The organism is Rhodobacteraceae bacterium M385 (assembly GCA_025141835.1).
Taxonomy (GTDB): Bacteria; Pseudomonadota; Alphaproteobacteria; order Rhodobacterales; family Rhodobacteraceae; genus Gymnodinialimonas.
In genome coordinates this window covers 54,801-67,890 of sequence record CP081102.1, presented here as the reverse complement: position 1 = coordinate 67,890, position 13,090 = coordinate 54,801, and the positions used below count along the sequence as shown (strand labels likewise).

General features: G+C 58.4%; 13 protein-coding genes. 8 read left to right on the top strand and 5 right to left on the bottom strand.

Going from position 1 to position 13,090, the window contains the following annotated elements; genetic code table 11:
- The first annotated feature begins 208 nt into the window (after positions 1 to 208).
- Together galE and K3728_00350 are read left to right on the top strand one after the other, a co-directional pair.
- Entirely contained in the window at positions 209 to 1,234 is a 1,026-nt protein-coding gene (gene galE / locus K3728_00355) for a UDP-glucose 4-epimerase GalE (GenBank protein ID UWQ95733.1), read from the top strand.
- Complete coding sequence (locus K3728_00350; GenBank protein ID UWQ95732.1) at positions 1,231 to 2,229, top strand: GDP-mannose 4,6-dehydratase; 999 nt, start codon at positions 1,231 to 1,233, stop codon at positions 2,227 to 2,229. Before galE ends, K3728_00350 begins: the two co-directional genes overlap by 4 nt.
- Here the strand turns inward: K3728_00350 and K3728_00345 are convergent.
- Positions 2,226 to 3,164: a hypothetical protein gene (locus K3728_00345; GenBank protein ID UWQ95731.1), complete on the bottom strand. Its 939-nt coding sequence runs from the start codon at positions 3,162 to 3,164 to the stop codon at positions 2,226 to 2,228. The two genes, K3728_00350 and K3728_00345, sit on opposite strands and share 4 nt — an antisense overlap.
- 155 nt (positions 3,165 to 3,319) lie before the next feature.
- Between K3728_00345 and K3728_00340 the strand changes: the two genes are divergently transcribed.
- The 3 genes from K3728_00340 to K3728_00330 all read left to right on the top strand — a co-directional run bounded on the left by K3728_00340 (position 3,320) and on the right by K3728_00330 (position 6,127).
- Complete coding sequence (locus K3728_00340) at positions 3,320 to 4,294, top strand: SDR family oxidoreductase (GenBank protein UWQ95730.1); 975 nt, start codon at positions 3,320 to 3,322, stop codon at positions 4,292 to 4,294.
- A 30-nt stretch (positions 4,295 to 4,324) separates the two neighbouring features.
- Positions 4,325 to 5,629 carry a UDP-glucose/GDP-mannose dehydrogenase family protein gene (locus K3728_00335; protein UWQ95729.1) on the top strand — a complete coding sequence of 435 codons (1,305 nt, stop codon included), beginning with the start codon at positions 4,325 to 4,327 and terminating at the stop codon, positions 5,627 to 5,629.
- Positions 5,630 to 5,824: 195 nt separating this feature from the next.
- Entirely contained in the window at positions 5,825 to 6,127 is a 303-nt protein-coding gene (locus K3728_00330) for a hypothetical protein (GenBank protein ID UWQ95728.1), read from the top strand.
- Between the two features lie 67 nt (positions 6,128 to 6,194).
- On the opposite strand, the gene K3728_00325 is transcribed toward K3728_00330, so the two are convergent.
- Complete coding sequence (locus K3728_00325; protein ID UWQ95727.1) at positions 6,195 to 7,160, bottom strand: KpsF/GutQ family sugar-phosphate isomerase; 966 nt, start codon at positions 7,158 to 7,160, stop codon at positions 6,195 to 6,197.
- 80 nt (positions 7,161 to 7,240) lie between these two features.
- Here K3728_00325 and K3728_00320 point away from each other — a divergent pair, with 80 nt between their 5' ends.
- Positions 7,241 to 7,684, top strand: coding sequence for an NUDIX hydrolase (locus K3728_00320; protein UWQ95726.1), 444 nt, complete (start codon positions 7,241 to 7,243; stop codon positions 7,682 to 7,684).
- On the opposite strand, the gene K3728_00315 is transcribed toward K3728_00320, so the two are convergent.
- The gene (locus K3728_00315) at positions 7,681 to 8,970 is read right to left on the bottom strand and encodes a fused response regulator/phosphatase (protein ID UWQ95725.1); all 1,290 of its coding nucleotides are present in this window, start codon (positions 8,968 to 8,970) and stop codon (positions 7,681 to 7,683) included. The two genes, K3728_00320 and K3728_00315, sit on opposite strands and share 4 nt — an antisense overlap.
- A gap of 150 nt (positions 8,971 to 9,120) precedes the next feature.
- Between K3728_00315 and K3728_00310 the strand changes: the two genes are divergently transcribed.
- Positions 9,121 to 9,447, top strand: a complete 327-nt coding sequence (locus K3728_00310) for an Hpt domain-containing protein (protein UWQ95724.1) — start codon at positions 9,121 to 9,123, stop codon at positions 9,445 to 9,447.
- 7 nt (positions 9,448 to 9,454) lie between these two features.
- On the opposite strand, the gene ilvA is transcribed toward K3728_00310, so the two are convergent.
- On the bottom strand, positions 9,455 to 10,702 hold the full coding sequence (gene ilvA, locus K3728_00305) for a threonine ammonia-lyase IlvA (GenBank protein ID UWQ95723.1): 1,248 nt from the start codon (positions 10,700 to 10,702) through the stop codon (positions 9,455 to 9,457).
- 51 nt (positions 10,703 to 10,753) lie between these two features.
- Positions 10,754 to 11,569 (bottom strand): hypothetical protein, encoded by an 816-nt coding sequence (locus K3728_00300; GenBank protein ID UWQ95722.1) that lies wholly within the window; start codon positions 11,567 to 11,569, stop codon positions 10,754 to 10,756.
- Between the two features lie 80 nt (positions 11,570 to 11,649).
- Between K3728_00300 and K3728_00295 the strand changes: the two genes are divergently transcribed.
- Positions 11,650 to 12,870, top strand: a complete 1,221-nt coding sequence (locus tag K3728_00295) for an argininosuccinate synthase (protein UWQ95721.1) — start codon at positions 11,650 to 11,652, stop codon at positions 12,868 to 12,870.
- Positions 12,871 to 13,090 lie beyond the last annotated feature (220 nt).

The window sequence follows — 13,090 nt, the reverse complement described above, 5'->3', positions numbered from 1 at the left end:
GATCCCCCCAGATCAGGTGACAAACCTATATCCGTGAGAGGTTTACAGCGTGCTTGCGTTGCGTCAACGCGCCCGACGCTCTTTCACCAAGGGGCGGTGCAAATTTACCCTACGGCAGCTTTCTGCACATGGGCTTTGACCTCAGGGGCCGTTCCGTGGCAATCGGGGGGCCAACGGAAGACGGCAAGTCGAGCAAGGCACACCGCAGATGGCAGAGCATATTCTTTTGACGGGCGGGGCCGGTTATATCGGGTCACATACCTACGTGGCTTTGATTGAGGCTGGCTATGACGTCACCATCCTGGACAATTTCCAGAACGCCAGCCGATCGGTCGTGGATCGGCTGGAGAAGCTGACCGGCAAACCTGTAAGCGTGGCCGAAGCCGACGTGCGCGATGCGACGACCCTTGGCAGCCTGTTTTCCGAACATCAGTTCGATGCGGTCGTTCATTTTGCGGCTCTAAAGGCGGTGTCAGAGTCGGTTGAACGCCCGCTCGACTACTTTGATGTGAACATCAGCGGGCTGATTAACCTGCTGCGGGTCATGGATGCGGCGGGGTGTCGGAAGATCGTGTTCTCCTCCTCGGCCACGGTCTACGGCGTGCCAGATGAAACACCGACGCCAGAAACCGCCGAGTTCCGGGCGATGAACCCCTACGGCCAGACCAAGATTTCCGGCGAGCAGATCCTCAACCAACTGGCGGCCGCCGATGAGCGTTGGCACATCGGCATCCTGCGGTACTTCAATCCCGCCGGCGCTCACGAAAGCCACCTGATCGGGGAAGATCCGCGCGACATTCCCAACAATCTGATGCCCTATATCGCCAAGGTCGCCGCCGGAGAGTTGGATGAATTGCAGGTTTACGGCGACGATTATGACACCCCAGACGGCACCGGGGTGCGCGACTATATCCACGTAGAAGACCTTGCCCGCGGCCATGTCCTGTCGCTTGGGGCGCTTTTGGGGGATGACCAAAGCCACTTGGTGAACCTTGGCACCGGCGTGGGCAATTCCGTGATGGAAGTCGTGGCCGCCTACAAGCGCGCCTCCAACCGCGATATCGCCAACCGCATTGTGGAACGGCGTGCCGGGGATGTGCCGATCTACGTGGCCAAAGCCGACAAGGCCGAGGAAATCCTGGGTTTCCGCACGGAAAAGACCTTGGACGACATGTGCGCCTCTAGCTGGGGTTGGATCGTCGGGCCACATTCATCGGAGGAGCCCGAGCAATGAGAACGGCGCTTGTCACCGGCTCTGCCGGGTTCATCGGCTACCATCTGTGCGCCCGCCTATTGGCGGATGGCTGGCGGGTGATCGGCATCGACGCGATGACCGATTACTACGAGGTCGCCCTGAAGGAGTCGCGCCTTGCGATGCTGATGGAACACGACACATTCGTCCCCGTGCAGGAGAGGATCGAGACGCCCGGCGTGTTGCACGACCTGTTTGAAACCCACCGCCCCGATGCGGTCATCCACCTCGCGGCGCAAGCTGGTGTGCGCTATTCGATCGAGAACCCGGAAAGCTATGTGGAAGCCAACCTGATCGGCACCTTCCGGCTGTTGGAAGCCATGCGCGCCTTCCCGCCCGCCCATTCGCTTCTGGCCAGCACGTCGTCCGCCTATGGTGCCAACACGGAAATGCCCTACGCCGAGACGATGCAGGCCGATCACCAAATGTCGTTCTATGCAGCCACGAAGAAGTCGAACGAGGTGATGGCCCATTCCTACGCCCACCTCTACAATCTGCCGATAACGATGTTTCGCTTTTTCACCGTCTACGGCCCTTGGGGTCGCCCGGACATGGCGCTGTTCAAGTTCACCAAAGCGATCCTCAACGACGAGCCGATCGATGTCTACAACCACGGCGATATGAAGCGCGACTTCACCTATGTGACGGACCTCGTGGACGGTATCATGCGTCTGATCGAGGCCGTGCCGGGGACCGACGGCGTGGAGGGCGATAGCCTGTCCCCCGTCGCGCCGCACCGGATCGTGAACATCGGCAATTCCAATTCCGTGCAATTGCTCGATTATATCGAGGCAATTGAGGCGGCCTCGGGTCGCACCGCCAAAAAGAACATGATGCCCATGCAACCGGGCGATGTGCCTGCTACTTGGGCCGATGCCAGCCTGTTGCAGCATCTGACCCAATACAAGCCGAAGACCCAGGTGCCGGAAGGCGTCGCCAATTTCGTCGCGTGGTATCGCGATTATTACAATGTCTAGCCGAATTTTTTATTGAAGGCTCGTTCAAACAGCCAATATTCAAGATTCCAGCGAAAACCACGATTGAAGTGGTGGACATGCAGTTTGCTCCACGGTTTGGTACCGCCGTAGAAGTGCAGAATTTTAGGGTCTTTGCGGGCTAGCGCATGTTGAGCACGTTCAGCTTCGGTGTACGGCGCACGAGCAGTGGTCCCAATCGCCGACCACGCGTTCCATGTTTGATCGAGTTCTTTCACACGACCTGCGAAGAGAAGGTTGATCAAATCCTGGTCAAACGTCGGATACTGACGCGCGCGTTCATAGTCTAAAAGCAATTCGTGGAGTTTCGCATCCCGACGAATAGCGTCGCAGTCGAAGATCATCACGCCGCTATTGTAGTAAACTTCCAAATTCAAGCCGAAACCTTGGAATTGTTTAAGCGCCTGCTTTGACCGTGTAGAGATAGCCCTTTGCCTTGCTGTTGTGGCATTTTCAATCTCGCTCGCCCGACGATAGTCACGGAAGAGAATTATGTCGCGGGCTGCGGCAACAAGATTTCCCTCTAAGTCGTAATCGTTTGCAATCGACATGTCATGGCGCACCAATATGTCGCCGTCTAAATAAAGTACCCGACCTTCCATCAAATGCGCAATTAGCATCCGCCCGAACGCAGCTGGTGGAAATCGGTGCTGATGATCAATTGCAACCTTCTTCAGAAATTTGGGAAACACATACTCAAGGCGGGCATTGGGGAATTCCTTCATCGCCTTATCAAGACGGGGGAATTTCCCTTTTGCGTCTTCGGTGCAGAACAACACCATACGGACCGGTCCAGTCGCATGCTTCAAAAGGGAATAGGCGGCAATCTCAACCCGAGGTGCGTACCCACCGTCGGTAGCCAGAACAACCTGCAATTCACCAGCGCGTGGCGGTCCAATCGGTGTATCCTCCAGCATTTGCGTTCCTCACCCCTTGCGTGTTGGCTTCTTTTCAGTCGCCCCAATGCGCGTCAACACCCATAGAAATTTGGAAGGGACGAGGCATTCGCGCGTTGTGAAAAAGTCAATCATGCCGTAATCGCTGCTTACCACCGAAGAATAGGATGACCACCATGGCGCGCTTGTATGATAGCAGGAAACGTATCCTTGTGACCGGCGGAGCGGGGTTTATTGGATCCCACCTTTGTGACCGTTTGCTTGCGCAAGGACATGACGTGATCTGTGCGGACAACATGTTTACGGGAACGAAGCGCAATATCTCACATTTGGCGGGTAATCCGATGTTTGAGTTTCTGCGCCACGACGTCACTTTTCCGCTGTTTGTTGAGGTGGACGAGATCTACAATCTTGCTTGCCCGGCCTCGCCAGTCCACTATCAGTATGATCCGGTGCAAACGACCAAAACTTCCGTGCATGGAGCGATTAACATGCTTGGGTTGGCCAAACGATTGGGCTGCAAGATTTTGCAGGCTTCTACCAGTGAGGTCTATGGCGACCCAAAGGTGCACCCTCAGACCGAAGATTACTGGGGTAGCGTCAATCCCATCGGTCCCCGGTCATGCTACGATGAAGGCAAGCGTTGTGCCGAGACGTTGTTTTTTGACTATCACCGTCAGCATGATCTAGACATTCGGGTCGCGCGTATTTTCAACACATATGGCCCTCGGATGCACCATGCTGACGGGCGCGTTGTTTCCAATTTTATCGTACAAGCGCTGACCGAATCCGACATCACCTTGTTCGGCGATGGAGAGCAAACCCGCGCATTCTGTTTTGTGGACGAGCTGGTTCAAGGACTGATGGCCCTGATGGCCTATGAGGGCGAACAACCTGGCCCCGTAAACTTGGGAAATCCCGCTGAATTCACGATGGCACAGTTAGCTAACGCAGTTATTGAATTGACAGGATCTAAATCTGACATCACCTATCAGCCTTTGCCGCAAGATGATCCAAAGCAACGTCGCCCCGATATATCCCGGGCGCAGACGCTGCTAGATTGGACACCCACGATCCAGCTAGAGGACGGCTTGCAAAAAACCATCTCTTACTTCGAAAATCTTCTCCCCACTCTGGCCTCACACCGCTAGAGTACGGCTGACGGCAATAAAGGTTTCCCCATGCGTATTACGATGATTGGCACGGGCTATGTTGGCCTCGTATCAGGTGTGTGTTTCTCGGACTTCGGGCATGACGTGATTTGTGTCGACAAGGACCCCTCGAAGATCGAGATGCTGAACGCGGGGCAGGTTCCGATCTACGAGCCGGGCCTTGATGCGCTGATGGCCAAGAACGTGGAGGCGGGGCGTCTGTCCTTCACCACGGATCTGAAAAGCGCTGTGGATGGCGCCGATGCGGTGTTTATCGCTGTCGGTACGCCGACGCGCCGGGGCGATGGCCACGCGGATCTGACCTATGTGATGGCTGCGGCCGAAGAAGTCGCCCATGCGATGACAGGCTATGGCGTGATCGTCACCAAATCCACCGTGCCCGTCGGCACCAACCGCAAGGTCAAACAGGTCGTCCACAAAGCGCGCCCTGATCTGGAATTTGACGTGGCTTCCAACCCTGAATTCCTGCGTGAAGGGGCCGCGATTGACGACTTCATGCGCCCTGACCGTGTCGTCGTAGGTGTTCAGACGCCCCGCGCCTCGGAAGTGATGGACGAAATCTATCGACCCTTGTTCCTGCGTGATTTCCCGGTTGTCACCACGGACCTCGAATCCGCCGAGATGATCAAATACGCCGCCAATGCTTTCCTTGCGACGAAGATTACCTTCATCAACGAGATCGCCGCCCTTTGCGAAAAGGTCGGCGCGGATGTGAAAGAGGTCTCCAAGGGCATCGGCATGGATGGCCGGATCGGCAATAAGTTCCTGCACGCGGGCCCCGGTTATGGCGGCTCGTGCTTCCCGAAAGACACCAGCGCTTTGGCCCGTATCGGCCAGGATCACGCCGTACCGCAGAGCATTGTGGAAACCGTGATCCGGGTGAATGACGACATCAAGCACCGCATGATCGAGAAGCTGCGCGATCTGTGCGACGGCTCGTTCAACGGCAAGGTGATCTCGGTGCTTGGGGTGACGTTCAAACCTAACACCGACGACATGCGTGATGCGCCATCACTGACGATTGTGCCTGCTTTGGTCGGCGGCGGGGCGAAAGTGCGTGTCGTTGACCCCCAAGGTTTCCGCGAGGGAGAGGCGCTTTTGCCCGGCGTGAACTGGGTCGATGATCCATATAAATCCGTACAAAACGCCGACCTCGTGGTGGTTCTGACCGAATGGAACGAGTTCCGTGCCTTGGACCTGAGCCGTGTCGCCAAGAAGATGGCGACACCCCGGATGGCGGACCTGCGCAACGTCTACAGCCCTCGTGACGCCAAACGCGCCGGGTTCGAGGCATACGAGGGCGTCGGGCGGTAAAATCCGCCGTCCGATGCGGCCGTTTCCAAGGCGTCGGAGAAAGAAATTTGGCTGCCCGGATTCGGGCGCAAGACCCAAGTGAATAAAGGAAAATCTGCGCTTCGGCCGGCGACAGATTTGAATTTATTACATTTTTTTTGCAACCATTTCCTTCGGTGGCCCGTTGCTTAACCAATGCAACCGAAAGGAAACGACATGAAACGCTTTGCAACAATCGCCGCCGCTACCGCTATGCTGGCCGCCCCCGCTTTCGCCCAAACCACGACCGAAGTCGCGGACGAAATCTTCAACGCAAGCGAAGATATGCCAATCGAGCAATCTGACTCCACACCCCTGTCGGGTGAAGTTGATTGCATGGATCCGACGGCTGAAGTGGTCAACGAAAGCACCGACTCTGAAAACGATATGATCGGCTGCACCACCGGTGCTTCCGGTGAGCCAGAATTCGGCGAAGAGATCTTTGAAGATCTTGAAGAAGCCGACGACGACAACAACTAATCGGCCTAGCCTTTAGTAGCCGAAAGCCCCCGTAGCCATCGCTGCGGGGGCTTTTTGCATCCGCGAGCTATGCCAGCCCCGCGCGTAGCAGGTCGTGCAGGTGGATGATCCCAATTGGGTGCCCGTCCGCGTCCAACACAAAAAGCGCGGTAATCTTGTTGGTGGCCATCATGCCCATCGCCTCTGCCGCCAAAAGGTCCGGCGCGATTGTGCGCGGCTGGTTGGTGGCCACTTCGCCTGCTGTCCGCTCGGTCAGATGGGCGATGTTTCGGCGCAAATCGCCATCGGAAATGACGCCCACAAGGCGGCCATCAGTGACCACACCCGCGATGCCGAAGCTTTTCTCGCTCATCACCACAAGGGTTTCAGCCATCGGCGTGTTTGCATCCACCAAGGGCAATGCCTCGGGGCCGTGCATCAGTTGCGCGGCGGTGGACAGCTGTGCGCCCAGTTTGCCACCGGGGTGGAAGGTGCGGAACTGTTCAGGCTGGAATTCGCGTCGCTCCATCACCGCGACGGCAAGGGCATCGCCCAAGGCCAGCGCCAGGGTGGTCGAGGTCGTGGGCGCCATCCCCAGCGAACAGGCTTCCTCTGCCGCCGGAAGGGTCAGGCGGAAATCAGCGGCGCGCATCAGGGTGCTATCGGGCTTCTTGGAGATGCCGATCATCGGAATCGAGAAGCGGGCGACGTGGGCGATGATGTCGCTCAACTCCGACGTTTCGCCGGAGTTTGAGATCAAGATCACCAGATCCCCCGGCATCACCATGCCCAGGTCGCCGTGGCTGGCCTCGGCGGCGTGAACAAAGGCCGACGGTGTTCCGGTAGAGGCGAATGTGGCGCTAATCTTGCGGCTAATGTGGCCGGATTTGCCGATACCGCACAGGATCACACGGCCCGTTGTGGCCAATATCGCCTCGGCGGCGGGGGCGAAATCGGCGGGCAAGTCATCGGCGAGGGTCGCTACGGCACGCGCTTCGGTCCGTAAGACGCGGGCGCCTGTGTCGCGCAGGGATTGTGCTTGGTTCTGGGTCATAGGGCCGTTTAGCGGAGCATCGCGCCCTTGGCGAGAGGATTGGCTTTTCGCGCCCGCCGCGCCGTGGCACAAAGTAGACCATGAACAGACGTTTCGGACACTGGCCTGACCCGGCCCATACCTACCGCCCGCGCCCGGGTATCTATGCGATTATCGACGCCGGAGATGGTCTTTTGGCCAGCTTTCAGGATGCGCCAACGCCTGAATTGCAATTGCCCGGTGGCGGTATTGATCCCGGAGAGCAGCCCCTTGCCGCGCTGCACCGAGAGGTAATGGAGGAAACCGGCTACCGCATCCACTCCCCCCGGCGATTGGGGATGTTCCATCGCTATACCTACATGCCTGATTACGACCGCTACGCCCATAAGCAATGCCACATCTATGTGGCGCAGTTGGGCCGGCGGTGGTCTGCCCCGACCGAGCCGCATCATACGGCGGTGTTCCTTCCGTGGGATGTCGCGTTAGAGAAACTGGCCGTATCAGGAGACCGTCACTTTCTAAGGCAGTATCTGGCGGGCGCTTAACCCCGACCGGAGAAGGTGAACAGCAAGGCCGACAGGTCATCGGGGAATTCGTCAGTGCCCGCAAAGGTGACAAGCCCGTCGCGCAGGGCAGCCAGAAACGGCAGACCTTCATGCCGCTTATGGCGTTTCATCAGGGTAATCAGCCCCTCATCGTCCAACAGCGCATCAGCGGAATCGGGGCATTCAGTTAGGCCATCCGAATACAGAAGAAGCCTGTCGCCGGGGTCCATCTGCACGTCAAACGCGGTGAACGGCATATCCGGCAACAAGCCGACGGGCGGGCCGCCATCACCGACCATATCCACCTTTCCATTTGCACGCAGAACCATCGGGTTGGGGTGTCCGGCTTGAACCATGCGCAGGTGGCCTGTCGTCAGATCGGCAATGGCAATGCAGATGGTGAAGTAGCGATCAGTCTGCACCTCCTTCAGGAGCAGGTCATTCATGCGGCTGGCTGCAATTTCGGGGGAAAGGGCGGCGAATGCGCCATCCGCGCCGCGCGTCATGGCGATGTTCTGGTCGGGGGAAGCATCCGACAGCATCCCGGCCACACGGGCCGCCAGCATAGCCGAGGCGACACCATGGCCGGATACGTCAATGCTGTAGAGCGCGACGATATCATCGTTAACCGTGAAGTGGCCCACCATATCACCGCCGACATGACCGCTTGCCTCCAGCAATAGCGCCACATCCGCCCCGTTGAACGCGCAATGGGTGTCTTGCAACGAGCCCATCTGAAGCCGCCGGGCTTCATCCAGATCGCGGTCAATTGCCCCGTACAGAAGCTGCAATTCGTCCAACGTGCGTTCCAACAGGCCGTTCTTGCTACGCAGTTCGCGCTGCATGTCTACGATCCGTGCGCCCGCGTTCATCCGTGCCTGAAGTTCGGGCGGCCGGACGGGTTTGTTAAGGAAATCATCCGCCCCCGCCGCCAAGCCTTCCGCCACGGCGCTGCGTTCTTGGTTGGAGGTCAGCAACAGGACATAGGGGTAGGTTTCCGTCACCTCCGCCCGTAGGCATCGGCAGAATTCCGGCCCTGTCATTTCGGGCATCATCCAGTCGCATAGGATCAATGACACGTCCGGGTTGCGCGCCATGGCTAACGCTTCCACCGGGTCGCCGGTTGCGATGGCGACATGGCCCCATTTGCGCAGGAGCGCACTGACCATATTGCGCTGTGCCGGGCTGTCATCCAGCACCAACACCGTTAACGGAGTCGCAGTGACATCCGCGCTAGCAAGCTGCGCTGGAACGCCCCTTTGGGGTTTGGAAATCACTGCGCCCATTGCTCGCCCTCGACCTGATTCACCGGCAGCTTCGAAGATTTTCTTTAACGTCCCATGAATCAGACAATTTGAGAGGCCCGCCCCCTCCGGCCCATCATTTGTTAACGAACTGCGCCTATAGAGGTCGCTTCGACGGTTAGGAGTGTGACGATGACCCATGTGGATTGGACCCGCCTGAATGAGCTGCGTGAAGACATTGGGGAAGAAGAATTCGCTGATGTGGCCCTGCTGTTCGTGGCAGAGCTTCAGGAAACCTTGGGCAACCTTGCGCCGGGCACCGCCAACGCGGCGGATTTCCATTTTCTGCGGGGATCTGCGGCGAACCTTGGGTTCATAAGCTTGGTGAAAGCCTGCACGCTGGCGGAGGCTGCCTGTAACGACGGCGATACCCCCGATCTCGCCGCAGTTCGCGATGCCTTCGCCGCCGCATTGGCCGAGGTTGCGCCGCAAGTGCCAGAGCTGGCGAGCGCCGCTTAACCCGCGCTTAAATCAGGAAATCTGCAAGGATTTGATCGTCGGTAATATCGCGGAACCCAAACCCGCGAGAGGCGACGCGATCTTCCAGCTCGGGGAAACTGCCCGCCCGTTGTGATTCGATACCGATCAGCACGGACCCGAAGTTGCGGGAGTTCTTCTTGAGATATTCAAACCGGGTAATGTTGTCGTCGTCCCCCAACATATCCAGAAAGTCGCGCAACGCGCCGGGGCGTTGCGGCAGGCGGAGGATGAAGTATTTCTTCAGGCCCTGCCATTTCTGCGCCCTCTCTTTCACCTCCGGCAAACGCTCAAAATCGAAGTTGCCGCCAGAGGTGACGCAAACCACTGTCTTGCCCGCGATCTGATCGCGCAGGTCTTCCAACACGTTGATCGACAGTGCGCCGGCCGGTTCCAGCACAATGCCTTCAAGGTTCAGCATTTCTTGAATCGTGACGCAAATCCGGTTCTCTGGCGCGATCAACACGTCGCGCGGGGGCACGCTGCGCAAAACCTCGAAGTTGCGGTCCCCAATGCGGGCCACGGCCGCGCCATCCACGAAGGTATCGGTGATCTCAATCGTCTGCGGCGCGCCGATTTTCAGCGCGGCGGTCAAACTGGGCCCGCCCGCAGGCTCTACCAAGGTTGTGTAGGTCTCGGCCCCTACTGCCCGCAAATACGACAGCATCCCAGACGACAAGCCGCCGCCGCCCACAGGCAGCACCAAATGATCCGGCGCGCGGCCCAATTGGTCGATCATCTCCACCGCGACCGAGGCTTGGCCCTCGATCACATCGGGATCATCAAAGGGCGACAGAAAATGGGCGCCAACTTCATCGCAATAGGCCTTCGCGGCAGATTGGGTTTCGTCGAAAAAGTCGCCTTCCAGCACGATCTCAACCGCGTCTCCGCCAAAGGTCCGGGTCTTCAACACCTTCTGTTCCGGCGTTGTGACGGGCATGTAAATCCGCCCCCGCACCCCGAAATGCGCGCAGACAAACGCCATTCCTTGGGCGTGGTTGCCCGCGCTGGCACATACGAAATCCATCTGATCCGGCTTTTCCGTCCGCACTTTCCGCATGGCGTTGAACGCGCCGCGCAACTTGTAGGACCGGACGGGGGAAAGGTCTTCGCGCTTAAGCCAAATATCCGCACCGAAGCGTTCGCTCAGATAGGCGTTCTTCAACAATGGCGTCGCAGGAAACAAATCCCGCAAGGCGGATGTCGTGGCTTTGGCGGCGGTGGCGAAATCTTTCATGGCAATGGCTTGGCGCGTCTTGCCTCGCGTGTCCAGCGCCAGTTGGCAGAATCAGTTCAACTGACGCCCTTGGATCAGGTTGCCGTAAAGCGTCGTCATCAACGCGAGGTTTATCAGCATCTGCGCCCACCCCACTGCAACGCTCAGCAAGATGCCGATGGTAGAGAAGGTCACCTGCTGCTGCGGCCCGATGGGTGTCATCACCTCCACCGAGGTGCCAAAAGCCGCGACGATCCCCTGGTTCAGGATTGTCGAGACGAGGGCGATCACGATGATCGGCAAAATGATCTGCCCCGACACTGGCGCGGTCGCTTTCCAGCTTTCGCTGATTTTTAACGACTCACCAATCGCTGCCGCAGGCAGGATCAACCCGACACGGGTCGCAACCCAGGACAGGCCAAAGATCAACCCGACGCCCAGTAAAACTGCCACGGTAGGGCTTTGAGATACGGCAACCACGATTCCCACAACGAGTCCCGCGCCAATGCCGGCACCGATCATAATCAGAAAAACCAGCACCGCATTGCCGAAGTAATTGGCGATCTGCGACCCCTTCCAATTGGGGAACATTCCGCGCGGATACTCCTCAAGCAGTACAAAGCGATGCCACGCCACGGCGGCCCAAAGCCAGCACACAAGCCCGGCAATCAACGTCAAAAGTGCGCCGAGCAGGTTCAGGCCCCCGAAATCTGCCAGCCCGGTGACCGGGTCCACATGGAAGGCGCTGCCGTCCAGTAAGCTGGGGTTTGTGGCGAACGCAATCACTAAAGGAACCGCCAAAAGCACCAGTGTAATTCGCGCCGCTTGGGGCAGATTGCCGAAAACCTGCGCGAAGGCGTGGCGAAGTAGCTGATAGCCGTAGTCCATGGGATGCTCCACTTGCTTGCTCCGCCCTTGAAAACCCGGTATCGCCGCCTGCGTCAACTGTGCATCACGGAGTACCTTTCATGTCAGCGCCCAAGAAGGTTGTGCTCGCCTATTCCGGCGGCCTCGATACCTCGATCATTCTGAAATGGTTGCAAACGGAGTATGGCTGTGAGGTCGTCACCTTCACCGCCGATCTGGGCCAGGGCGAAGAGCTAGAGCCCGCCCGCAAAAAAGCCGAGATGATGGGCGCCTCTGACATCTACATCGAGGACCTTCGCGAAGAATTCGTGCGCGATTTCGTTTTCCCGATGTTCCGCGCCAATGCGCTCTATGAAGGGCTGTACCTTCTGGGCACCTCTATTGCGCGCCCCCTGATCTCTAAGCGTCTGGTCGAGATCGCCGCGGAAACCGGCGCCGACGCCGTCAGCCACGGAGCGACCGGAAAAGGCAACGACCAGGTCCGGTTTGAGCTTTGCGCCTATTCCCTGAACCCTGAAATCCAGGTGATCGCCCCTTGGCGGGAATGGGACCTTGGCTCTCGTACCAAGCTGATTGAGTTCGCTGAAAAGCATCAGATCCCGATCGCCAAGGACAAGCGCGGCGAGGCACCTTTCTCGGTCGATGCCAACCTTCTGCACACGTCTTCCGAAGGCAAAATGCTGGAAGATCCCGCTCAAGAGGCCCCCGATCATATCCTCCAGCGGATCACCCGCCCCGAAGATGCGCCTGACACCCCCGAAATGGTGGAAGTCACCTTCGAGAAGGGAGACGCGGTCGCCATCAATGGCGAGGCCATGAGCCCGGCTTCAATCCTGACCGAGCTGAACCGCTTGGGCGGCAAACACGGCATCGGCATCCTCGATCTGGTAGAGAACCGTTTCGTGGGCATGAAGTCCCGTGGCATCTACGAAACTCCGGGCGGCGCGATCCTTCTGGAAGCCCACCGGGGCATCGAGCAAATCACCCTCGACAGCGGCGCTGGCCACCTCAAAGACAGCATCATGCCCCGCTACGCAGAGCTGATCTACAACGGCTTCTGGTTCTCGCCCGAGCGTGAAATGCTGCAAGCCCTGATCGACAAAAGCCAAGAACATGTGACAGGCACCGTGCGCCTGAAACTCTACAAAGGTGCGGCCCGTACCGTGGCCCGCTGGTCTGACCACTCGCTCTATTCCGAGGCCCACGTGACCTTCGAAGAAGACATGGGTGCCTACGATCAGACCGACGCCCAAGGCTTCATTCAGTTGAACGCCTTGCGCCTGAAATTGCTGGCTGCCCGGAACCGCAAGTTCACCAAATAACCCGCGCGGCCCCGGCCCCGTGAACAACAAAAGCCCCCTCCCCGAAAGTGGAGGGGGCTTTAATAAACCCTCAGACACGCACACGCCGTTCCCAACACGCGCGCCGCTCCCTCCTTCATCTTGGCAAATACACCTCCGGGGGTCTGCGCATCCCTTGGATGCGCAGAGGGGGCTGGCCCCCTTCCACAGAAAACCAAGCGCGCAAACGCCGCCAATATTC

Coding starts and splice junctions, on each gene's coding strand:
- K3728_00350 (UWQ95732.1), top strand. CDS start 1,231: ATGAGAACGGCGCTTGTCACCGGCTCTGCCGGGTTCATCGGCTACCAT.
- K3728_00300 (UWQ95722.1), bottom strand. CDS start 11,569: ATGGACTACGGCTATCAGCTACTTCGCCACGCCTTCGCGCAGGTTTTC.
- K3728_00320 (UWQ95726.1), top strand. CDS start 7,241: ATGAACAGACGTTTCGGACACTGGCCTGACCCGGCCCATACCTACCGC.
- galE (UWQ95733.1), top strand. CDS start 209: ATGGCAGAGCATATTCTTTTGACGGGCGGGGCCGGTTATATCGGGTCA.
- K3728_00315 (UWQ95725.1), bottom strand. CDS start 8,970: ATGGGCGCAGTGATTTCCAAACCCCAAAGGGGCGTTCCAGCGCAGCTT.
- K3728_00335 (UWQ95729.1), top strand. CDS start 4,325: ATGCGTATTACGATGATTGGCACGGGCTATGTTGGCCTCGTATCAGGT.
- K3728_00295 (UWQ95721.1), top strand. CDS start 11,650: ATGTCAGCGCCCAAGAAGGTTGTGCTCGCCTATTCCGGCGGCCTCGAT.
- K3728_00325 (UWQ95727.1), bottom strand. CDS start 7,160: ATGACCCAGAACCAAGCACAATCCCTGCGCGACACAGGCGCCCGCGTC.
- K3728_00330 (UWQ95728.1), top strand. CDS start 5,825: ATGAAACGCTTTGCAACAATCGCCGCCGCTACCGCTATGCTGGCCGCC.
- ilvA (UWQ95723.1), bottom strand. CDS start 10,702: ATGAAAGATTTCGCCACCGCCGCCAAAGCCACGACATCCGCCTTGCGG.
- K3728_00340 (UWQ95730.1), top strand. CDS start 3,320: ATGGCGCGCTTGTATGATAGCAGGAAACGTATCCTTGTGACCGGCGGA.
- K3728_00345 (UWQ95731.1), bottom strand. CDS start 3,164: ATGCTGGAGGATACACCGATTGGACCGCCACGCGCTGGTGAATTGCAG.
- K3728_00310 (UWQ95724.1), top strand. CDS start 9,121: ATGACCCATGTGGATTGGACCCGCCTGAATGAGCTGCGTGAAGACATT.